The organism is Blautia sp. DFI.6.71, assembly GCF_020593585.1.
GTDB lineage: Bacteria > Bacillota > Clostridia > Lachnospirales > Lachnospiraceae > Blautia_A > Blautia_A wexlerae.
In genome coordinates this window covers 114,873-135,699 of sequence record NZ_JAJDMJ010000003.1, presented here as the reverse complement: position 1 = coordinate 135,699, position 20,827 = coordinate 114,873, and the positions used below count along the sequence as shown (strand labels likewise).

Sequence of the window (20,827 nt, the reverse complement as noted above, 5' to 3'; positions counted from 1 at the left end):
TAATTACTATAAATGAGCAAATTTGAAAAAATGCACAAAATTATCCTGCTAATTTCATAAATGCTTCAAAATCATCACTTGCTTTTGCACATAGGAATAGATACTGATACTTTTCCTGATGAACGGCACTACAGATTCGATGATATCCATCTTGAAAAGACCGATATCCGCCAGTTCCTGTGACACAAATATAATGTGTCAGTGACATCAACAGCCAGTACCTCTGTATTCCCTTTGAGGAGCGTATCTGGTATGTATCCAGGGCCAGATGGTTTTTGCATTGCCTGAAAAATATCTCAATCGGCCATCGACAAACATAACAGGAAAGGATCTCCTGTGTAGATAAGGATACATTTGTGCTAATGAAAGCACGTAGTGCTTTAGGATTACCAAATGCTTTTTCAGGATAGCTTAAAAGAACAACTGCATTTTCTATGCCGCTGAGGTTTCCCTCATACCGGTACACATAATAGTTGCGTTTTTTGACTGTGACGAGGTCAAATCCTTTATGTGTTGTGGATCGTTCAGCAGCCAGTTCACTGAGTTTCTTTTTCATTCCTGATGGATACAGCAGACGGTTTGTTTTCAAAGCACCAATGGTATGGAACCCTTTCTGTACAAAAGTATTGATTATTTTTTCAGAAACATACCAGCAGTCACAAAGGAAATAAGACATTACTGGTGGAACAGGCAGTTCCTTTGCAATATTTTGTACAATATCAATCTTGGAAATTGATTTATTGTACATTACAAAAGCATAGTTCAGGACAATGCCGTTACAGGAAAGCATAACAGCTACTGCCTGATGTCCGTAGTCCTGTTTCCCCTTTAAATGGGATTGGTGAAAGTACGCATCTTCAATCGGATACAGAGCCTGTGACGAAGGCTTTGTCTTTGAAGCTATCGTATCGTCTACAATGCAGAAAACAGGCTTTCCGGTGCGTGCTGCTTCTGAATAAATAATCTCTATAACAGAACGTTTTAACGTATCTGAAAGTAGAGAATCATCCCATTTCCCTGAATTAAGGAAATGTGCAATCGTAGTTCTGTGACAGGAACTGTTTTTAGCAAAATCCGTGGTTTTTCCATGATATCCTGAAATGAAAATGCTGATCAGGATACTTATAAGGTGGTTTATCACCCGGTTCGAATAAAATTTGCATAAATTTAATTTCTTAAGCTGGTTGTATATGAATGCGGAATGATGTATAGTATTTGCGAGAGACACCTTCTTTCGTAAATATTGCAAATGTTTGTTTAGGCACTTTCATTATACAACACACGGAATCGAGGTGTCTTTCTTTTATGCAAAATCACGAACTTGCTCATTTATAGTAGTAAAAATATTTTAGCATAAACAAAGAAATGCCACAAGAGAAGGTAGTGCTGCAAAGAGACCCTTATTATGGAATAGATACTGGAATCTGAATATTCAAGACCATAGTAAAAGTGAATAAAAAAACATATAAATATTAGATGTAAATTATTGACGTTAACCAAATGGAATTATATAATAAAAATATAATGAAGTTGGGGAAAAGCCTTAGCGCGGAGTAAAAATAGTTTTTGACTTTTAGCCCCTGATATCATATTATAAAAATAATGCATGTTTCCAGTAATATGGAATTAAAAGGGAAACCGGTGCAAGTCCGGTACGGTCCCGCCACTGTAAAAGGGAGCTTTTTATCATATATGTCACTGCTTAAGAGGCGGGAAGACGATAAAATGCGATGAACTTAAGTCAGGAGACCTGCTTGCATTAGAAAAGGTTATTTCTTACGGTGTATTAAGAAAGGCTTTATTTTTATACCTAAAATACATTTTAAGAAGAGGATCTTTTTTACTTCAGGAAGGGATGTGAGAAAAGAAAACTTGAATTTTTATACAAATACGACAGAAAGGTAAAAAAGGAATGAAAAAGATAATTAGTTTTATATTGACAATGATTATGCTGCTTACCTGCACCAGTATTTCAGTTATGGCATCTGATGTCCAGAGTGATACAGCAGATCAGGATGAAAAAATGACAATAGGAGTGTCTGTATATAATCTGAATGATGCGGAAGTAAGAGAGTTTAGAAATTATTTTGAAAATTATGTCGGTATGGCTTTTGAAGTTGAGTTTTTATATTCTTCCAGTATAAGCACTGCAGAAGAAGAAATCAGCTTTATAAATGAGCTTCATGAAAGAAATGTAAAGGGAATTATTTCTTTCCTTTCCTCTGATCTTGAAGAAGTTCTTCCGGTATGCGAAGAATATGGTATGTATTATGTGCGTGGTTCAGGAACGATCAGTGATGAAATGTATGAGAAAGTAAAGGATAATCCTTACTTTCTGGGAACGATAGGAACATCTGTTGAAACAGAAAAGGATGCGGCTGCCAATATGGCGGAGTATTTTGCTTCAGAGGATCAGAATAATCAGAATCATTACATAATAGCATGTGGAGGATCTGCCATCGGTAATGAGATGCATCGTCTGAGAACGATAGGTATTCTGAATAAGCTTCAGGAAGCATATGGTCTGTCATATGAGAAGTCTGTAGAAGAACTGGTGAATACGCAGGATACGGAAGAAATTGAAACAGGCAGTGATATTAAGATTACTCTGGTTCCGGGTTATCCAAAAGATCATCTGGATGAAAAGCTGGCTGCTCCGCTGAATACAGGAGAGTATAATGTTATTCTGAGTGTAGTGAGCGCAAGTGATTTTATCAAGGTAATTGATGCTTATGAAGAAGAGAACAGTACAGATGTATTGTTGGGGTCAATTGATTGTTTTACAGAAGATACATACGAAATGTTTAACAAGAAGGGATATAACGGCAAGGAAAGAATCGACTATCTTGTAGGAAAATATGGTGCTATCGTTGCACCATCATTTGTTGCTATGAAGAATGCTCTGGAAGGCTTTGCAGAAGATTACCGTGAAGATGGAAGTGCTTTCCGGCTGCAGCAGTCATTTTGGACAGCGGATTCAGTAGATGAGTTTAATAAGCAGTATGTGTTATCTATTGGAATGTATGATAATACATATAGTGTAGAGGACATGATGGGAGTTCTGAAATCCTATACACCGGAAACAAATTTTGAAGAATTCCAGAAATTTACGGAAAAATAGATAGAAAATAAAAGTCTGAAATAATTGACGTATGCATGATAGTATGTTATGATAAAGAAGTATTCATACGGCCATTTGATGATTTTAGAGATAAGTTCAGACCAGCAGAAGCGTCCTGCTGGTCTGATTAAAAGGGAAACCGGTGTAAATCCGGTACGATCCCGTCACTGTGATAGTTGTTTTTCAGCTGCATACCACTGGAAGATATTTTCTGGGAAGGTGCTGAAAGTATATAGGCTTAAGTCAGGAGACCTGCTTATTTCTAGTAAAAGAGATTCTTGCGGACGACGAGAAATCCTGATTAAGAGTTACAACTTCATGTGTTGCATATATATATGTTTGATTCTTTAACGGTAAGATTTCGTGACGGATGCGGGAGCATCTGTCTTTTTTTCGCTCAAAATCATAGGAATGGACAGTATGAGAAGGAAGAAAAACAACGAAGAAACAAAAAAAGAAAGGAAGTAAAGGATGAAAAAAACAAAAAGAGAATTACTTGTGTTAGCAGCAGCAACAACAGTTGCGTTATCAATGGGAGTTACTGTACAGGCGAAAGGTGATGAGAAGGTTTTAAACTTCGGATGTCAGATGTACACAGATGGATGTGTAAACAGTGCAAATGATGAAAACGGTGGATGGAATGCTATGAGATATGGTATTGCTGAAGCATTATTTAAATTCGATGACAATATGGAAGTTATCCCGTGGCTTGCTGAGAGTTATGAAGTAAATGACGAGCATACAGAATGGACGATCAAGCTGAAAGACGGAATTAAATTCTCTGACGGATGTGATTTAACTCCGACAAAGGTAAAAGAGTATTTTGATCACATGAAAGAGGTAGGACCTTCCGGATCTGCCAAACCGGAGAAATATCTGGAATTTGAAGCAGAAGTTACTGTAGATGATGATGCAAATACAATTAACATCAAAACAAGCAAACCATATGCAAACCTTGTAGGACAGCTCTGCCATCCAACAATGGGAATTACAGATGTAGAACATATTGAAAACTATGATAACGGAATTATTGGAACAGGTCCATACAAGATTGAAGAATTCAATGGTGTAGGTGTTGGTTATACATTAGCTGCAAATGAGTATTATCGTGAAGATGTCCCATACGATAAAGTCAATCTGCTGTTCATGGGAGATAACTCCGCAAAAACAATGGCACTTCAGAGCGGTCAGGTAGACCTGGTTGAGAACATTACAAACGTAGCAGATATTCAGGACTTCCAGGATAACGATGACTATACTGTTGATATCGCATCAGGTGTACGTTGTGGATTTGCATGGATGAACTTTGACGGTGTTCTTGGAAACAAAACACTTCGTCAGGCAATCCTGATGGCAATTGATAATGATACAATCTGTAATTCCAGAACAATCGGTGGACTTTATACACCAGGATTCTCCGTACTGCCTTCTACTCTGAACTATGACTATGACAAACTGGAAAATCCATATACCTATGATCCGGAAAAAGCAAAACAGATTCTGGATGATGCAGGAATCGTTGATACAGACGGAGATGGAATCCGTGAACTGGATGGTCAGAATATCAACCTCAGATATATTTCTTATGAAAACCGTCTTCTGAATGACTTTGCAGATGCTCAGGCACAGTATCTTGCAGAAATCGGTATTGGTGTTGTTCCTGAATACGGAAGCTCAGATGATCAGTGGAGTAAACTTGCAGCACTGGATTATGACCTTAATAACAATAACTGGATCACTGTTGGTACCGGAGATCCTCTGGCATATATGGCTAACTGGGCAACTGATACCAGCTACTGCGCATACTCCAACCCGGACTATGACAAGTTATATGAAGAATTAAAAGGTGAAATGGATCCGGAAAAGAGAAAAGATCTGATCTTCCAGATGCAGCAGATTCTGGTAGATGATGCAGCGGTTCTGATTGATGGATACTACAACTCATCTATGATCTACAGTAAGAAAGTTGGTTCTGCACATATCCATACAGCAGATTACTACTGGCTGTCAACAGAAATTACTCCTGCAGAATAAGAAAAGTCTGCGAATTGTGAAGTTACTGAATAGTTACAAACAGAAATAAAAAGAGGTGTCTTTTTTGAGTAAAAAGCAAATAATCAAGCGTTTATTACAGATTGTGATCGTATTGATCGGTATCAGCTTTATTACATTTGCACTGACCTTTATGTCACCAGGTGACCCTGTACGAAACATGTACACGGCAACCGGTGTAATGCCTACTGAAGAAATGGTTCAGGAGACACGCGAGGAACTTGGTCTGAATGATCCGTTTCTGGTGCAGTATACCAGATGGCTTAAGAACTGTCTGAAAGGTGACTTTGGCAAATCATACAGCTTAAATAAACCAGTTACAGAACTTCTTGCAGCCAGATTATGGCCGACTTTGAAACTTACATTAATGGCCATGATCCTTATGCTGGTTATTTCTGTACCTTTAGGTATGTTGTCTGCCATATATAAAGATAAATGGATCGATTATCTCGTCCGGGGAATTACATTCCTCGGATGTGCGATGCCTAACTTCTGGGTTGGACTTCTGTTAATGCTGGCATTCTGTGTTTATATCAATGCATTTCCGGTTATCAGTTCTGCGGGAGACTTTAAGAGTCTGTTTCTTCCGGCTTTGACACTTGCGATTGCAATGTCTTCCAAATATACCAGACAGGTAAGAACAGCGGTGCTGGATGAACTGAGTCAGGATTATGTGATCGGTGCACAGGCAAGAGGAGTAAAGAAATCAAAGATTATCTGGGGCAATGTATTTCCAAATTCATTGCTTCCGCTGATCACAATGTTTGGTCTTTCCATAGGATCACTTCTTGGAGGAACCAGTGTTGTAGAAGTAATCTTCTCTTATCCGGGTCTTGGAAACCTTGCAGTTTCAGCAATCACATCCAGTGATTACAATCTGATCCAGGGATATGTATTATGGCTTGCCCTGATTTATATGGTCATTAACCTGATCGTTGATGCATCTTATGTTTATATTGATCCACGTATGCGTTTAAAGGAGTAGAATCATGAAAAAGAAAAACAGATTTTTAGCAAATAAAACTTTTGTCGTGTTTTCTATTCTTGCAGTCTGTATTATTCTGACAGCAGTATTTGCACCGGTGGTAACCAGAGGGGTTGACCCGTTAAAAGGTTCTCTGGTAGATGCACTGCTTCCGCCATGCAAGGAACATATTTTTGGAACCGACAAAATGGGCAGGGATATTTTTTCAAGAGTTATTTATGGAGCACGTGCATCTCTGTCAGCAACCTTTGGTGTTGTTGCCCTGATCTTTCTGGTGGGAACTGTTACCGGAGTCCTTGCAGGATATTTCGGAGGTGTCATTGATGCTGTTATTATGCGAATTGCAGATATGATGCTTGCTTTCCCAGGACTGGTACTTGCTCTTGCTGTTGCAGGTATTATGGGCGCAAGTATCAAAAATGCGATCATCGCTATTGTAGTAGTAAGCTGGACCAAATATGCGCGTCTGGCACGAAGCCTAGTTATGAAGATCCGTGACAGGGATTATGTATCAGCAGCGATCGTTACCGGTTCCAAAACACCGTATATGCTGTTTCGATATATGCTTCCAAATGCACTTCCTACACTGATCATTACTGCTGCCACAGATATAGGTTCCATGATGCTGGAACTGGCAGCAATGTCCTTCCTGGGATTTGGCGCGAAGCCGCCGGCACCGGAATGGGGTTATATGCTGAATGAAGGAAGAGCGTGTATGCAGTCCGCTCCGTGGCTGATGATCTTCCCGGGTCTTGCTATTTTTGTAGTAGTTGTTGTATTTAATATGCTTGGGGATTCCATCCGTGATATCCTCGATCCAAGAAATGAGTAGGAGGAATAAACATGCTGAAATTAGATAATGTGACAATCTCCTACAAAAATGTTCCAACTGTTCAGAACTTTAATCTGGATATGAAAGAGGGACAGATCGTTTCTCTGGTAGGAGAATCCGGAAGTGGAAAAACCACTGTTATCCGTGCTGTTCTGGGACTTCTTGCAGGTGGCGGTAAGGTCACAGAAGGAAGTATTACGTTTGAAGGAGAAGACCTTTTATCCTATACACCGGAACAGTGGAGAAAACTTCGTGGTTCTGATATTTCCATGATTTTTCAGGACAGTGGTGCAATGATGAATCCGACACGTAAAGTCGGAAAGGTATTTACAGAATATATTCTTACTCATGAGAACATTTCCAAGAAAGAGGCATGGAGTAAGGGAATCGCAATGCTGGAGCGAATGAGACTTCCGTCTCCGGATAATATTATGGAATCTTATCCTTTCCAGTTATCCGGTGGTATGAGACAGCGAGTTGGTATTGCGATGGGAATGACTTATCAGCCGAAGCTTCTTCTTGCAGATGAACCGACTTCTGCACTGGATGTAACAACACAGGCGCAGATCGTACGTCAGATGATGAAGCTCAGAGATGATTACCATACAGGCATTATTGTAGTAACCCATAATCTGGGTGTAGCTGCCTACATGTCAGATTATATTGTTGTAATGAAGAACGGAAAAATGGAAGACCAGGGAACAAGAGAGTATATTCTGAAAGAATCAAAGAATGAATATACCAGAAAACTTCTGGAGGCAGTTCCATCCCGGGGAGGTGAACGATATGTCTGAAAAAAGAGAAGTAATACTGGAAGCGAAACATGTAACCAGAAGATTTGCGGCATCACATGGACGTACTCTGCTGGCGAACAATGATATTAATCTGAAAATGTATAAAGGTGAAACACTGGGTCTGGTAGGAGAATCCGGATGTGGTAAGAGTACATTTATGAGATTTCTGGTTTCTCTTGATACACCTTCAGAGGGTGAGATTCTGTACCGCGGTACAGATATCACGAAATTAAAGGGAGAAGAACTGAGAAATAACCGTCAGAACATTCAGATGGTATTTCAGGACCCGACCTTATCTTTTAATCCGAAAATGAACATTCGTGATATTGTGTGTGAGCCTTTGATGAATTTCAAAAAGATTAAGAAATCGGAGAAGGATGCTGTCTGCAGAAAACTTCTTGAAATGGTAGAATTACCAGGAGATTTTGCAGATCGTTATCCTCACAATATGAGTGGTGGACAGCGTCAGCGTGTTGCGATCGCGAGAGCACTGGCACTGGAACCGGAAATCGTTGTTCTGGATGAAGCAACTTCCGCTCTTGATGTTTCTGTTCAGAAAACAGTAATTGAACTGATCACGAAGCTTCAGAGAGAAAAGAACATCACATTTGGTTTTATCTGTCATGATATTGCACTGGTTCAGTTAGTGGCACATCAGGTAGCCGTTATGTATCTTGGAAACCTCGTAGAGGTTCTTCCGGGAAAAGATCTTGATATGAAAGCAATGCATCCATATACAAGAGCACTGATGGGTGCAGTATTTGATATTAATATGGACTTTTCCAAACCAATCGAGAGTATTGAAAGTGAGGCTCCGAGCCCACTGGATCTTCCACAGGGATGCCCGTTTCAGGGAAGATGTGAGCATTGTATGGATATCTGCAAAAAAGAGAATCCAAAACTTGTGGAAGTGGAAGATGGACACAGTGTTGCCTGCCATTTGTTCCAAAAGGGCAGTAAATAATGAAAAAAGATAGTCTGATCTCTGAAAATATAGGAAAAGCATTATTACTTTTTGTACTTCCACTGATTGCGGGAAGTCTGATCCAGCAGTTGTATACAACAGTTGATGCGGTTATCGTCGGACAGTTTACGGGAAAAGTCGGACTTGCTGCAATTGATTCTGTACATACACTTTTTAAGTTTCCGATTAACTTTATGAATGGTCTTGCAACTGGTGCGACGATTATGATCTCCAGATATTTTGGAGCAAAAGATAAAGAAGGACTGCATTGCGCAGTGCGGACAGCTCTTTTGCTTGCCGGTATTCTGGGAATTATCTGTGCAGCAGCCGGTGCTGTTTTTTCTCCATGGCTGCTTGATATCATGTCTGTTCCGGAAGAAGTTCGTGCAGGATCACTAATCTACTGCCGCATTTATTTTGGCGGAATATGGGCAATGATCCTTTATAACATGATGGCAGGAGTCCTGCGAGCGTTTGGAGATTCTAAAAAGCCATTATATGTACTGGTCGTATGCAGTGTGGTTAATATTGTTGTAGACCTCATACTGGTAGGACTTATGCATACTGGTGTTGGAGGAGCGGCAGCAGCTACTGTACTTTCTCAGATTGTAAGTGTTGTACTTACCGCATATTTTCTTGTGAAATCTGATTTCCTGGAAGAAAAGATAGGAATCAGAACTATGAAAATCTGCAAAGAGCATATGGGGATGATGGTAAAAAAAGGTTTCCCGTTAGCTCTTCAATCTATGTTGTTTCCAATTGCCAATTCTATTGTTCAGGCAAGTGTCAACACAATGGGAACTGACAGTATTGCGGCATGGGGAATTTGTGATAAACTGGATTTACTGATCTGGCTGATCGCGGATTCTATGGTACCTGTACTGACGACATATACCGCACAGAATCTCGGTGCCGGTAAGACGAAGAGAGTAAAGAAAGGAGCACTGATCGGTACTGGGTTATCTGTAATCGCAGTAGGAATTATCAGTCTTGTTCTTTACTTCGGTTCAGGACTGATTGGACCGTTGTTTATTGATCAGAAAGACGTTCCGACACTGATCCCGCTGGTTGTAAGATATATGCAGATGATGGCACCTTTTTTTGTATTTTATGCAGTTGCAGAGGCGCTTTCAGGAGCCTGCTGTGGTCTGGGTGAAACGCTGGTACCGATGATTACTACATTACTTACAATTTGCCTGTTTCGAGTAGTATGCATTTTGCTTGTTTTACCGTCATTTAAAACAATGGAATGTATTGTATGGATCTATATTGGATCATGGGTTGTGTCCGGTGTTGCTTTTGCTGTTTTATATCTGGCAAAAGTCAGGAAACTCTACCATAAGAAAATTAAATAAAAAGATTGCAATCATTTTGTAAATGATAGATGACACAGAGGATATGGCAGGAAGAATGATCAGGCGGTATCCTCTGTTTTTATATATTTGCTATTTTTCTAACATTAAGCTATTGACAGAGGACGAAAATCTGTTATAATAAAATAAACAAATGAACAAGTGCTCATATGATAATGTGAAAAAATATTCATGAGCCAGAAAGGAAAAAATACTATGAAAAAGACTTACAAAATTGACGTAGACTGCGCAAACTGTGCAAATAAAATGGAGGAAGCTGCTAAGAATACAGCAGGTGTTAAGGATGCAACTGTAAACTTCATGATGCTGAAAATGATCGTTGAATTTGAAGACGGACAGGATCCGAAAGCAGTTATGAAAGATGTTCTGGCAAACTGCAAGAAAGTAGAAGACGACTGCGAAATCTATCTTTAATTCAGGAACGATTTCTGTTGATAATATATTTACGGGAATTGTCGTAAATTAGCAGAGAGGGACTGCGGCACAGAGATATATCAGGCGGTTATGGTTATCCACTGATATATATTCTGGCGGCGGTCCTGTTTTATAAGAAGTGAGGTATTAAGATGAATAAGAAGCAAAAAAAGATGCTGATCAGAATCATCGTAGCGGCGGTATTGATCGTGCTTTTTTCTAAATTGCCGATAGATGGATATGTCAGATTTGGACTGTTTATGATTCCATATCTGGTAATTGGCTATGATATTCTTCAGAAAGCATTTAAAGGTATCAGAAATAAACAGGTATTTGATGAGAATTTCCTGATGGCAGTAGCTACTGTGGGAGCAATCCTGCTTGGAGATTATTCCGAAGGTGTTGCGGTTATGTTGTTCTACCAGATCGGAGAACTTTTCCAGAGTTATGCAGTAGGAAAGAGCAGACGTAACATCAGTGAACTGATGGATATCCGTCCGGATTATGCCAATATTGAAGTAGATGGAAAACTTGAACAGGTAGACCCGGATGAAGTTGAAATTGGTACTGTAATTGTTGTACAGCCAGGAGAAAAAGTTCCGATTGATGGTGTGATCATTGATGGTGTTTCTATTTTAAATACCAGTGCTCTGACCGGAGAAAGCCTTCCAAGAGATGCAAAAGCCGGGGATGAAGTAATCAGCGGATGTATCAATATGACAGGTGTTCTGAAAATCCGTACGATCAGAGAATTCGGAGAATCTACCGTATCCAAGATTCTGGAACTTGTGGAGAATTCCAGTTCCAGAAAATCAAAATCAGAGAATTTTATTTCAAAGTTTGCCAAATATTATACTCCGGTTGTATGCTACGGAGCACTTGCACTTGCTTTTATTCCTCCGATCGTACTTTTGATCATGGGAAAACCGGCTATGTGGGGTGATTGGATTTACCGAGCACTTACTTTCCTGGTAATCAGCTGTCCATGCGCACTGGTGATCAGTATTCCTTTAAGCTTCTTTGCAGGAATCGGTGGAGCAAGTAATCAGGGCGTTCTGGTTAAAGGTTCCAACTATCTGGAAACACTTGCACAGACCAGCTATGTAGTATTTGATAAAACTGGTACAATGACACAGGGTGTTTTTGAAGTAAGCGGAGTTCATCATAATGAGATTTCAGATGAAAAACTGCTGGAATATGCAGCTCTTGCAGAATGTTCTTCTTCCCACCCGATCAGTAAGAGTCTTCAGAAAGCATATGGAAAACCAATTGACAGAAACAGAGTCACAGATATTGAGGAAATCAGCGGTAACGGTGTGACTGCAAAAGTGGATGGTATATCTGTAGCAGCAGGAAATGCGAAATTAATGAAACGTCTTGGAATTTCCTATCAGGAATGTCATCATGTGGGTACAGTAATTCATATGGCTGTAGATGGAAAATATGAAGGTCATATTCTTATTTCTGATATTCTGAAACCTCATGCAAAAGAAGCAATTGCAGAATTGAAGAAAGCAGGCATTAAGAAAACAGTTATGCTTACCGGCGATTCTAAACGTGTTGCAGACCAGGTAGCAAAAGAACTGGGAATTGGGGAAGTTTACAGTGAACTTCTTCCGGCAGATAAAGTAAGTAAAGTAGAAGAATTACTTCATCAGAAATCCGAAAAAGAGAAGCTTGCATTTGTGGGTGACGGTATCAATGATGCGCCGGTACTGTCCAGAGCAGATATTGGTATTGCTATGGGTGCACTGGGTTCTGATGCAGCGATTGAAGCAGCAGATATCGTACTGATGGATGATGATCCGCTGAAAATTTCCAAAGCGATTAAGATTGCAAGAAAGTGTATTCATATTGTATATGAGAATATTTATTTTGCAATTGGCATTAAGATTTTGTGTCTGATACTTGGTGCGCTGGGAATTGCCAATATGTGGATGGCTATTTTTGCAGATGTAGGTGTTATGATCATTGCGGTATTAAACGCAATCCGTACTTTATTTGTAAAAAACCTGTAACTGTGAAGGTACTGAACAGTTACAAAAATTTATAGAATAACAGACAGTTGCAGACAGGAAGGAAAATGGTGAAAGCGTGGAAAAACATAAAGACGAGGCTTGTGACTATTATGAAATTCATGAAGATTCAATGGAAATTATAAATAAAACAATGCCAGAAGAGACGGAACTTGAGGATTTGGCAGATTTGTTTAAGATTTTCGGAGATTCTACAAGAATCCGTATTCTGTTTGTGCTTTTCGAAACAGAGGTATGTGTATGCGACCTTGCGAAAGCACTGAATATGACACAGTCTGCAATTTCCCATCAGCTTAGAATCCTGAAGCAAAACAAACTGGTGAAGAACCGACGAGAGGGAAAGTCCATTTTTTATTCTCTGGCAGATGATCATGTGCGGACGATTATCAATCAGGGAAGAGAGCATATAGAAGAAAATTAATCCGATGTGAACGTATGGTAAAAGTAAAAAGCAGGGAGTTGATATTTCAAGTATTGGCTCCCTGTTTGAAAATATAAAAGTTTTATAGAACTAACTATTGAAAGTGGAATTTACAGAATGAAATAAGAGCCTGCCAGTGGATGATAAGATCTGGCAGAGATGGAATGAGTGGAAGGAGAAGATTTGATGCGAACATTACGAGTAGCAGACCTGGAAGCAAAACCGGGTGAGAAAGTATCAGGATTTGTGCACATCATCGGGGCAGAATTCGGAATTCCGGTAACACTGATCTGTGGAGAAAAAGAGGGGGAGACTGTTCTGATCTCCGGTGGGGTACATAATGCAGAATATGTAGGAATTCAGGCAGCTATGCAGCTTGCAGATGAGCTGGATCCGAAGAAGATCGCAGGAAATATCATAGTGATCCGTCTGATGAACCGAACTGGATTCGAACACCGTACCATGAGTCTTACTTATGAGGATGGAAAAAACCTGAACAGAGTTTTCCCTGGAAATCCGAATGGTACACTTAGTGACAGGATCGCTTATACTGTTGTGACAGAATTTTTCCCGAAGGCAGATTACTATGTGGATCTGCATTGCGGTGACGGATTTGAAGGTCTGGTATCTTATGTATACTGTACAGGTGCAGCAGCTTCGGAAGTAGCCGCAAAGAGCCGGGAGATGGCGGAAATCGCACATGTGGACTATCTGGTAACTTCCATGTGTGGAACAGGTGGAGCCTACAACTACGCCGGAAGCATGGGAATCCCGAGTATCCTGTTGGAACGTGGACATAGTTCCCGCTGGTGCGAAGATCTGGTAGCGGAGGATGTTCATGATGTGAAGAATATCCTCAGACATCTGGGAATCCTTCGTGGGAAGTCTCATATTCATGGCAAACCACCGATAGAAGTAAGTCCTGTGATTTATGAAGATGCCCCGGTATCAGGCTGCTGGTATCCGGCGAAACAGCCCGGTGAGACATTTAAAGAAGGCGAAGTACTGGGAAGAATCTGCGATTATTTTGGACGTGAACTGTTTGTATACAGAGCCAAAATGGGTGGTATTATTCTTTATCAGACCATCAGTCTGTGCATTATGAAGGATACGCCGATGGTTTCTTATGGTACCTGGGATGAGGATACACAGGGTAAGATTGAAGTAGGATGTGAAGTGTGCGGAAATGAGAAACATAAGCATGGACACCATCATCATAAATCAGAGGAAAAACATCATAAACGGCATGAACATCATAAGCATCATGAGGATAAATAAATACTTAAGTAAGACAGAAATGGGTTCGACCAACTCAAGTGAACAGCAAAGCAAATGAGCTTATCGGTTCGACATAAATATAAAAACAGGGTATAAAAATACGGCTGACTATATCCGGGTTAAATGCGGATATAGTGCAGCCGTATTTTATACTATAGCAAGCCTCTTAATCAATATGCATTATTTATGAGGCTTGCTATAATCTTCGTGAAACAGAATCTGTGTAAAGAATCTTACATCTGAGTCATCTGCCCAGCAGACCATACCTACTGCATCAGCCATTTTCTGTGCATCTACACTGTAGGCGGACATACAGGAACAATTCTTATACGGTCCTGCGCTCATGATCAGGATATCTTCTTTTCCCGCTTCCTGCATCTGTCTGGCAAGCTGTTCTGTAAGAATATTCTGTGCATGCTTCGCCTGCTTGAAAAGTACCGGATCCATGATCGGATCCTTCAGAACAGTCTGGAGAACCAGTGCCTTTTCATATTTCAATGCTTTTGCCTGCATTTCTTCTACAGTACCGCAGGCAGGCGGACATGCAGGAACCAGGTTATAATTTCCACAGAGATTGTCCTCGCAGAACTGTCTGTATTCCGGCACAAATACCAGATCCTTTGTATCCATGATCGCCGCATCTGCGAAACCCATGGAAAGTGCTTCTTTTATTAAATCCATAAGAATGACTCCCTTCTTAAAGCGGATTATTTTGGCTTGAACATATCAAGGTGAATTATAACATTTTGAAATAAATAAAATCAAGTTTTGTCGAGAACTTCTGATGAGGGAAACTTGATGTAACAAAAAACTTATGTTAACATATAGATATGCAAATTGGGGGATATTAATAAGAGGAAGTGATTATATGCCGGAAAATATCAGAAACATCATATATAGATTTTCTCAGGAGTTAAGACGTATTTTGGGCGATAAATTGACAAAGATTATCGTATATGGATCATATGCGAGAGGAGATTTTCGAGAAAATTCTGATATAGATATTATGATTTTGGTGAAAATGTCTGATGAAGAAATTCGATTAGTGAAGAATGATATTTATGATCTTGCATTTGAGTTTGAAATAAATACAGGAATAGAGTTCTCTCCCATCATTAAAAATGAAGACCAGTATGAGTATTGGATTGATACGTTACCTTTTTACCGAAATGTGCGAGATGAGGGGGTAGTGATCGATGAATGACAAAAAAGAGGATTTATGTATATACCGTATTCGGAATGCGGTGGAGACATTGGGAGTGGCAGTATTATGCTTAGAAAGTCAACATTATAAAGATTCAATAAATCGTAGTTATTATGCTGCTTTTTATGCAATAAAAGCAGTATTAGCTTTAGAAGAGATTGATTTTAAGCGTCATAAGGATGCGGTTGCGTATTTTAATAAAACTTATATAGCAAAAGAGATTTTTCCAAGAGAAATGGGAAAGAGGTTGGGAAGACTAAAGCAGGAGAGAGAAAATAGTGATTATGATGATTTTTACGTTGCATCTTTAAAAGATGCATCAGATCAATATAAGTCAGCGAAGCTTATTATTGAAAAGATAGAAGAATATCTGTCAGAGAAAGGTATTCAATATTAACTTGTCGACACACTAGAGAAATGAATTAGCGAGAGGAAATCTTATGAAGCTGACGGCAGAAAACAGCAAGGGTGAAAAAATGAAATACCGTCTTGCGCGGTCGATGAAGGAATGTATGAAAACGATGTCTGTAGATAACATCACAGTAAAACAGATCACAGAGAATTGTGGTGTTACGAGGCAGACTTTCTATCGGAATTTTATGGACAAATTTGACCTTATCAACTGGTATTTCGATAAGCTTCTGGCGAAATCCTTTGAGCATATGGGAATGGGAAAAACTGTTTATGATGCTCTGGTAAAGAAGTTTACCTATATTCAGGAAGAGCATGTTTTCTTTGCAGCAGCATTTAAGTATGACAGTCAGAACAGTCTGCGCCAGCATGATTTTGAACTGATCCTGGACTTCTATGAGAATCTGATTCGTGAGAAAACAGGAAGGATTCCGGATGAGACCATACATTGCATTTTGGAAATGTACTGCCATAGTTCTATTTATATGACTGTAAAATGGGTACTGGGAGAGTTGGAATGTGCACCGGAGGGACTGGCGAAAATTTTAGTTGACGGGATGCCTGGAAAACTCTCGGAATTGTTTGAAAAGCTGGAAATATTGTCATAAATATAACAATATTAATGCATAATTTTGCACCCAGTTTTTCGGCATTATTGCACAAATATTGTGAGAAGGTTACATTTGAGCTAAAGTGTAACTTTCTTTTTTTATTTTATATTGTTAAGATAATAACAAAGATAAGTGATGCGGAAACTTACCTAATACTGAAGAATACCGAAAGGAATGGAAATCATTATGGCAAACAGAATTAACTTAAATCAGACATCTTATCACGGAGCAGGAGCGATCGAGGAAATCGCAAACGAAGCAAAAGCACATGGCTTTAAGAAAGCTTTCGTATGTTCTGACCCTGATCTTGTAAAATTCCATGTAACAAGCAAAGTTACAGACATTCTTGAGAAAAACGGACTTGCATATGAACTGTATTCAGACATCAAACCGAACCCGACAATCGAGAACGTACAGCATGGTGTTCAGGCATTTAAGAATTCAGGCGCAGATTATCTGATTGCAATCGGCGGCGGTTCTTCCATGGACACTTCCAAAGCAATCGGTATCATCATTGCAAACCCTGAATTTGAAGACGTAAGAAGTCTTGAAGGTACAGCTCCAACTAAGAAACCCTGTGTACCGATCATTGCAGTTCCGACAACAGCAGGTACAGCAGCAGAGGTAACTATCAATTACGTTATCACAGATGTAGAAAGAAAACGTAAATTTGTATGCGTTGACCCACATGACATGCCGATCATCGCAGTTATTGATCCTGAAATGATGTCCTCCATGCCAAAAGGATTGACAGCTTCTACAGGTATGGATGCCCTCACTCATGCAATCGAAGGATATACAACAAAAGCTGCGTGGGAAATGACAGATATGTTCCATTTAAAAGCAATCGAGCTGATCTCCAAATCTCTCCGCGGTGCTGTTGAAAACACAAAAGAAGGTCGTGAAGGAATGGCTCTTGGACAGTATATCGCTGGTATGGGATTCTCTAACGTAGGTCTTGGAATCGCTCATTCCATGGCTCATACACTTGGTGCTGTTTATGACACACCACACGGTGTTGCCTGCGCAATGATGCTTCCGATCGTTATGGAGTACAATCAGGAATGCACAGGTGAGAAATATCGTGAGATCGCCAGAGCAATGGGTGTCAAAGGCGTAGATGAAATGTCTCAGGATGAATACAGAAAAGCAGCAATCGAAGCTGTTAAGAAACTCTCTGTTGATGTAGGAATCCCGACTAAACTGGAAGCAATCAAAGAAGAAGATCTCCAGTTCCTGGCAGAATCCGCACATGCAGACGCATGCGCACCGGGAAACCCGAAAGATGCAAGCGTAGAAGATCTGAAAGACCTGTTCCGTAAGATTATGTAAATAAAAAAGCCCCCTGCGGGGGGACTTTTTTATTTATCGCTGTAATGGCCTTTGCATTGGATTACAATAATTGTTTCATCTGATATTTCGTAAACCAAACGGTCTTTGAGGTTGATTCGCCTACTCCATTTTCCATTTAAATCACCACGAAGTTTTTCTGGTTCACCTTTTCCTGAGAAAGGTGTCCGTTGTATTTCTTTCAATAATTCATTGATCTTCTTTAGTGTTTTCTTGTCTTGAAGTTGCCAGTAAAGATAATCTTCCCAAGCATCTTCTGAAAATGAAATATTACTCACACGCTATTGCCTCCAGATCTTCCATTGTTTTTGTTATTATTTTACCTTCCTTTACTTGTTGAGCAGATTTGCGAAGCTGTGCCATATTCTGTTCAGAATAAAATGGATCTGCCGGAGCTTCAATGTCAAATGGTATTCTACGATCTCTTAGTGCCTTTTTTGTATAGATCATGTAGAAAGTAGAAATATTCATTCCCATTGCTTCGCACATTTCATCAAGCTCTTTTTTCATTTGATCATCCATACGTAAACTAATGGTTGTCATGATATCACTCCTTTTTGTTTTTTAATATATTTTACTGCAAATAGAATATATTTGCAATCATATAGTATAAAATATATTCAAAATGAAAATATATATTCGCACATAGAGTAAATGGCAATAGGTAAAATGAAATCAGTTTATTGGAGAGCATGTAACTGATAGAGGATTTTATTTATAAAATGATTAGAATTGGAACACTGATTAAACACATTTCTTTTGTATGATGGAGACGTAATGGGGAAAAAAAGGTTATTTTGCAGTACAAATGTGGAAAAAAAGATAAGTTCTGCAAAGAAGTACAGAATAAGAAATATGAAAGGCAGAAGAATAACTGCAGAGGTTTTTACAGGAGAAATAAGTTATGACAGATGAAGAATATTATGAATTTATACAACCATATGAAGATGCTAAACAGATGCTTCTCACACGTCTTGATGTGTTGAATCACAACCTGTACGGTGAAGCATCTGCAAGACCGATCCATAACATCCAATGTAGGATCAAGAAGAAACAGAGCATTGAAGAGAAACTGCAGCGAAAGGGAAAAGAACCTACTGTGATGAATGCGAAGGATTATCTTCAGGATATTGTAGGTGTCAGGGTGATCTGCTATTTTGTAGATGATATCTATAATCTGACAGGGCTTCTGAAAAGCCAGAGTGATCTGATCGTGATCAGGGAACGTGATTATATCGGAAATCCGAAACCAAACGGATACCGAAGCTATCATGTGATCGTAGGTGTGCCGGTGTACTGTCTGGATGGAATGGAATATTTTCCGGTGGAGATACAGTTTAGAACAATGTCCATGGATTTCTGGGCAAGCATGGAACACAGGATCTCTTATAAAAAAGAACGAACAGATAAAGAACAGCTCAGAGATGAATTACGAGAATATGCAAATATGCTGGTAGAGATTGAGAGCCGTTTTGAGCAATATAATGAGACGGATCATCAGCAGGAGAAAAGAACAGTAGTTGTATAGTAGCGTTTTATGAAAATACAGTTTGTATTACCTGCGAAATCCTTGTAAAAGGATATGAATTTTTGCTGACCGGGTAGAGAAATCCTTGCACTTTTTTAAAAATTCCTTTATAATGTACCGGATTAGTGTTTTAACAAACTAAAGGGAAAGAGGATTAAAGAAATGAAAAAAGTTTGGGACAAATGGACCAGGATTGCTCTTGTAAAGAGAATCCTGGTTGGTCTGATCCTGGGTGCGGTTCTGGGAATTGCTGTACCGCAGGCAACAGGAATCGCAATTCTGGGTGATGTCTTTGTAAGTGCATTAAAGGCAATCGCACCTTTGCTGGTATTCTTCCTGGTTATCAGTTCCCTGTGTAATGCAGGAAAATCTCACGGAGGAGTTATTAAGACAGTTATCATTCTCTATATGTTCAGTACAGTTCTGGCAGCAGTGATCGCAGTATTTGCGAGTATGGCATTTCCTGTAAAGATGACACTTGCAAATGCAGCAACAGATACAAGTGCACCACAGGGTATCGTTGAGGTATTAAATAACCTGCTTCTGAACGTAGTTGCCAACCCGGTATCTTCATTGGTAAATGCAAACTATGTAGGGATCCTGATGTGGGCTGTTCTTCTTGGGCTTGCTTTTCGTGTAGCTGATAAGATGACAAAGAAGGTTCTGGCTGATGTTGCAGATGGTATTTCCATGGTAGTAACCTGGATCATTAATCTTGCACCTTTTGGAATTTTTGGTCTGGTATTTAACACAGTATCTACAAATGGTCTGGATATCTTTACGACTTATGGAAAACTGTTGATTCTTCTTGTAGGATGTATGCTGTTTATCTATTTTGTGACCAATCCGCTTCTGGTTTACTGGTGCATCCGCCAGAATCCATATCCGCTGATTTTCCACTGCCTGAAGAGAAGTGCGCTGACAGCTTTCTTTACAAGAAGTTCTGCAGCTAATATTCCGGTAAACATGAAAGTCTGTGAAGAGATGGGACTGGACAGAGATACTTATTCTGTAACCATTCCGCTTGGTGCAACTATTAATATGGATGGTGCGGCTATCACTATTACGGTTATGACAATGGCAACTGCATTTACTCTTGGTATTCATGTAGATATTCCGACAGCAATTATCCTGAGTCTTCTTGCAGCTCTGTCAGCATGTGGCGCTTCCGGTGTAGCCGGCGGATCACTTCTTCTGATCCCGATGGCATGCTCTCTGTTCGGAATTTCAGATGACATTTCCATGCAGGTTGTTGCAGTAGGATTTATCATTGGCGTAGTTCAGGATTCTGTAGAAACAGCTCTGAACTCTTCTTCGGATCTTCTGTTATCTGCTTCCGCAGAATTCAGACAGTGGAGACTTGAAGGGAAAGAGATTAAATTTAAATAAGATTGCAATGAGCGAAACGGTCGTCCGGTATGGACGGCCGTTCTTTTATAAGGCACAACTATAA

At 39.6% G+C, this 20,827-nt stretch carries 22 protein-coding genes and 2 riboswitches; of the genes, 18 read left to right on the top strand and 4 right to left on the bottom strand.

The window, feature by feature from the left end:
- Positions 1-40: 40 nt before the first annotated feature.
- Positions 41-1,141: a transposase gene (locus LJE12_RS03330; protein WP_008707169.1), complete on the bottom strand. Its 1,101-nt coding sequence runs from the start codon at positions 1,139-1,141 to the stop codon at positions 41-43.
- Between the two features lie 448 nt (positions 1,142-1,589).
- Positions 1,590-1,772, top strand: a riboswitch (cobalamin riboswitch).
- 140 nt (positions 1,773-1,912) lie between these two features.
- Between LJE12_RS03330 and LJE12_RS03325 the strand changes: the two genes are divergently transcribed.
- From LJE12_RS03325 to LJE12_RS03275, 11 genes are all read left to right on the top strand, one after another.
- Positions 1,913-3,121: a hypothetical protein gene (locus LJE12_RS03325; RefSeq protein ID WP_008707168.1), complete on the top strand. Its 1,209-nt coding sequence runs from the start codon at positions 1,913-1,915 to the stop codon at positions 3,119-3,121.
- A gap of 75 nt (positions 3,122-3,196) precedes the next feature.
- Positions 3,197-3,395, top strand: a riboswitch (cobalamin riboswitch).
- 197 nt (positions 3,396-3,592) lie between these two features.
- Entirely contained in the window at positions 3,593-5,155 is a 1,563-nt protein-coding gene (locus LJE12_RS03320) for an ABC transporter substrate-binding protein (protein WP_008707167.1), read from the top strand.
- A gap of 55 nt (positions 5,156-5,210) precedes the next feature.
- On the top strand, positions 5,211-6,158 hold the full coding sequence (gene nikB, locus LJE12_RS03315) for a nickel ABC transporter permease (RefSeq protein WP_306452298.1): 948 nt from the start codon (positions 5,211-5,213) through the stop codon (positions 6,156-6,158).
- Between the two features lie 4 nt (positions 6,159-6,162).
- Positions 6,163-6,990 carry a nickel transporter permease gene (gene nikC, locus LJE12_RS03310; protein ID WP_008707164.1) on the top strand — a complete coding sequence of 276 codons (828 nt, stop codon included), beginning with the start codon at positions 6,163-6,165 and terminating at the stop codon, positions 6,988-6,990.
- A gap of 11 nt (positions 6,991-7,001) precedes the next feature.
- Entirely contained in the window at positions 7,002-7,784 is a 783-nt protein-coding gene (locus tag LJE12_RS03305) for an ABC transporter ATP-binding protein (RefSeq protein ID WP_227226688.1), read from the top strand.
- On the top strand, positions 7,777-8,748 hold the full coding sequence (locus LJE12_RS03300; RefSeq protein WP_020993290.1) for an ABC transporter ATP-binding protein: 972 nt from the start codon (positions 7,777-7,779) through the stop codon (positions 8,746-8,748). Before LJE12_RS03305 ends, LJE12_RS03300 begins: the two co-directional genes overlap by 8 nt.
- Positions 8,748-10,103 (top strand): MATE family efflux transporter, encoded by a 1,356-nt coding sequence (locus tag LJE12_RS03295; protein ID WP_008707162.1) that lies wholly within the window; start codon positions 8,748-8,750, stop codon positions 10,101-10,103. The genes LJE12_RS03300 and LJE12_RS03295 overlap by 1 nt, the downstream gene beginning before the upstream one ends.
- Positions 10,104-10,316: 213 nt before the next feature.
- A complete protein-coding gene (locus LJE12_RS03290) occupies positions 10,317-10,535 on the top strand; it encodes a cation transporter (RefSeq protein WP_020993289.1) in 219 nt (72 codons plus the stop codon).
- 152 nt (positions 10,536-10,687) lie between these two features.
- A complete protein-coding gene (locus tag LJE12_RS03285; protein WP_008707160.1) occupies positions 10,688-12,553 on the top strand; it encodes a heavy metal translocating P-type ATPase in 1,866 nt (621 codons plus the stop codon).
- 130 nt (positions 12,554-12,683) lie between these two features.
- On the top strand, positions 12,684-12,992 hold the full coding sequence (locus LJE12_RS03280; protein ID WP_081017038.1) for an ArsR/SmtB family transcription factor: 309 nt from the start codon (positions 12,684-12,686) through the stop codon (positions 12,990-12,992).
- Positions 12,993-13,178: 186 nt separating this feature from the next.
- Positions 13,179-14,270, top strand: a complete 1,092-nt coding sequence (locus LJE12_RS03275) for a succinylglutamate desuccinylase/aspartoacylase family protein (protein ID WP_227292079.1) — start codon at positions 13,179-13,181, stop codon at positions 14,268-14,270.
- 180 nt (positions 14,271-14,450) lie between these two features.
- Here the strand turns inward: LJE12_RS03275 and LJE12_RS03270 are convergent, their stop codons facing one another.
- On the bottom strand, positions 14,451-14,951 hold the full coding sequence (locus tag LJE12_RS03270; protein WP_008707157.1) for a DUF2284 domain-containing protein: 501 nt from the start codon (positions 14,949-14,951) through the stop codon (positions 14,451-14,453).
- 187 nt (positions 14,952-15,138) lie between these two features.
- Between LJE12_RS03270 and LJE12_RS03265 the strand changes: the two genes are divergently transcribed.
- The 4 genes from LJE12_RS03265 (at position 15,139) to fucO (ending at position 17,828) form a co-directional block, all read left to right on the top strand.
- The gene (locus tag LJE12_RS03265; protein ID WP_008707155.1) at positions 15,139-15,474 is read left to right on the top strand and encodes a nucleotidyltransferase domain-containing protein; all 336 of its coding nucleotides are present in this window, start codon (positions 15,139-15,141) and stop codon (positions 15,472-15,474) included.
- Positions 15,467-15,871 (top strand): HEPN domain-containing protein, encoded by a 405-nt coding sequence (locus tag LJE12_RS03260; protein ID WP_008707154.1) that lies wholly within the window; start codon positions 15,467-15,469, stop codon positions 15,869-15,871. The genes LJE12_RS03265 and LJE12_RS03260 overlap by 8 nt, the downstream gene beginning before the upstream one ends.
- A 43-nt stretch (positions 15,872-15,914) precedes the next feature.
- Entirely contained in the window at positions 15,915-16,493 is a 579-nt protein-coding gene (locus LJE12_RS03255) for a TetR/AcrR family transcriptional regulator (protein ID WP_008707152.1), read from the top strand.
- A 189-nt stretch (positions 16,494-16,682) separates the two neighbouring features.
- Positions 16,683-17,828 (top strand): lactaldehyde reductase, encoded by a 1,146-nt coding sequence (fucO, locus tag LJE12_RS03250; RefSeq protein WP_008707151.1) that lies wholly within the window; start codon positions 16,683-16,685, stop codon positions 17,826-17,828.
- 29 nt (positions 17,829-17,857) lie between these two features.
- On the opposite strand, the gene LJE12_RS03245 is transcribed toward fucO, so the two are convergent.
- The gene (locus tag LJE12_RS03245) at positions 17,858-18,124 is read right to left on the bottom strand and encodes a Txe/YoeB family addiction module toxin (protein WP_026649456.1); all 267 of its coding nucleotides are present in this window, start codon (positions 18,122-18,124) and stop codon (positions 17,858-17,860) included.
- Positions 18,117-18,389 (bottom strand): type II toxin-antitoxin system RelB/DinJ family antitoxin, encoded by a 273-nt coding sequence (locus tag LJE12_RS03240; protein WP_044956362.1) that lies wholly within the window; start codon positions 18,387-18,389, stop codon positions 18,117-18,119. The genes LJE12_RS03245 and LJE12_RS03240 overlap by 8 nt, the downstream gene beginning before the upstream one ends.
- A 234-nt stretch (positions 18,390-18,623) precedes the next feature.
- Between LJE12_RS03240 and LJE12_RS03235 the strand changes: the two genes are divergently transcribed.
- From LJE12_RS03235 to sstT, 3 genes are all read left to right on the top strand, one after another.
- A complete protein-coding gene (locus tag LJE12_RS03235; protein ID WP_227226685.1) occupies positions 18,624-18,761 on the top strand; it encodes a hypothetical protein in 138 nt (45 codons plus the stop codon).
- A complete protein-coding gene (locus LJE12_RS03230) occupies positions 18,751-19,374 on the top strand; it encodes a GTP pyrophosphokinase (RefSeq protein WP_227226684.1) in 624 nt (207 codons plus the stop codon). The genes LJE12_RS03235 and LJE12_RS03230 overlap by 11 nt, the downstream gene beginning before the upstream one ends.
- Positions 19,375-19,536: 162 nt before the next feature.
- The gene (gene sstT, locus LJE12_RS03225) at positions 19,537-20,763 is read left to right on the top strand and encodes a serine/threonine transporter SstT (RefSeq protein WP_227226683.1); all 1,227 of its coding nucleotides are present in this window, start codon (positions 19,537-19,539) and stop codon (positions 20,761-20,763) included.
- Positions 20,764-20,827: the final 64 nt, after the last annotated feature.

What these genes read in the sequence shown, in the direction of transcription:
- LJE12_RS03235 (WP_227226685.1), top strand. Translation starts at nt 18,624, where the DNA reads ATGGGGAAAAAAAGGTTATTTTGCAGTACAAATGTGGAAAAAAAGATA.
- LJE12_RS03255 (WP_008707152.1), top strand. Translation starts at nt 15,915, where the DNA reads ATGAAGCTGACGGCAGAAAACAGCAAGGGTGAAAAAATGAAATACCGT.
- nikC (WP_008707164.1), top strand. Translation starts at nt 6,163, where the DNA reads ATGAAAAAGAAAAACAGATTTTTAGCAAATAAAACTTTTGTCGTGTTT.
- LJE12_RS03320 (WP_008707167.1), top strand. Translation starts at nt 3,593, where the DNA reads ATGAAAAAAACAAAAAGAGAATTACTTGTGTTAGCAGCAGCAACAACA.
- LJE12_RS03270 (WP_008707157.1), bottom strand. Translation starts at nt 14,951, where the DNA reads ATGGATTTAATAAAAGAAGCACTTTCCATGGGTTTCGCAGATGCGGCG.
- LJE12_RS03285 (WP_008707160.1), top strand. Translation starts at nt 10,688, where the DNA reads ATGAATAAGAAGCAAAAAAAGATGCTGATCAGAATCATCGTAGCGGCG.
- LJE12_RS03300 (WP_020993290.1), top strand. Translation starts at nt 7,777, where the DNA reads ATGTCTGAAAAAAGAGAAGTAATACTGGAAGCGAAACATGTAACCAGA.
- LJE12_RS03275 (WP_227292079.1), top strand. Translation starts at nt 13,179, where the DNA reads ATGCGAACATTACGAGTAGCAGACCTGGAAGCAAAACCGGGTGAGAAA.
- LJE12_RS03290 (WP_020993289.1), top strand. Translation starts at nt 10,317, where the DNA reads ATGAAAAAGACTTACAAAATTGACGTAGACTGCGCAAACTGTGCAAAT.
- LJE12_RS03265 (WP_008707155.1), top strand. Translation starts at nt 15,139, where the DNA reads ATGCCGGAAAATATCAGAAACATCATATATAGATTTTCTCAGGAGTTA.
- sstT (WP_227226683.1), top strand. Translation starts at nt 19,537, where the DNA reads ATGAAAAAAGTTTGGGACAAATGGACCAGGATTGCTCTTGTAAAGAGA.
- LJE12_RS03295 (WP_008707162.1), top strand. Translation starts at nt 8,748, where the DNA reads ATGAAAAAAGATAGTCTGATCTCTGAAAATATAGGAAAAGCATTATTA.
- LJE12_RS03240 (WP_044956362.1), bottom strand. Translation starts at nt 18,389, where the DNA reads ATGACAACCATTAGTTTACGTATGGATGATCAAATGAAAAAAGAGCTT.
- fucO (WP_008707151.1), top strand. Translation starts at nt 16,683, where the DNA reads ATGGCAAACAGAATTAACTTAAATCAGACATCTTATCACGGAGCAGGA.
- LJE12_RS03230 (WP_227226684.1), top strand. Translation starts at nt 18,751, where the DNA reads ATGACAGATGAAGAATATTATGAATTTATACAACCATATGAAGATGCT.
- LJE12_RS03260 (WP_008707154.1), top strand. Translation starts at nt 15,467, where the DNA reads ATGAATGACAAAAAAGAGGATTTATGTATATACCGTATTCGGAATGCG.
- LJE12_RS03305 (WP_227226688.1), top strand. Translation starts at nt 7,002, where the DNA reads ATGCTGAAATTAGATAATGTGACAATCTCCTACAAAAATGTTCCAACT.
- LJE12_RS03280 (WP_081017038.1), top strand. Translation starts at nt 12,684, where the DNA reads ATGGAAATTATAAATAAAACAATGCCAGAAGAGACGGAACTTGAGGAT.
- LJE12_RS03325 (WP_008707168.1), top strand. Translation starts at nt 1,913, where the DNA reads ATGAAAAAGATAATTAGTTTTATATTGACAATGATTATGCTGCTTACC.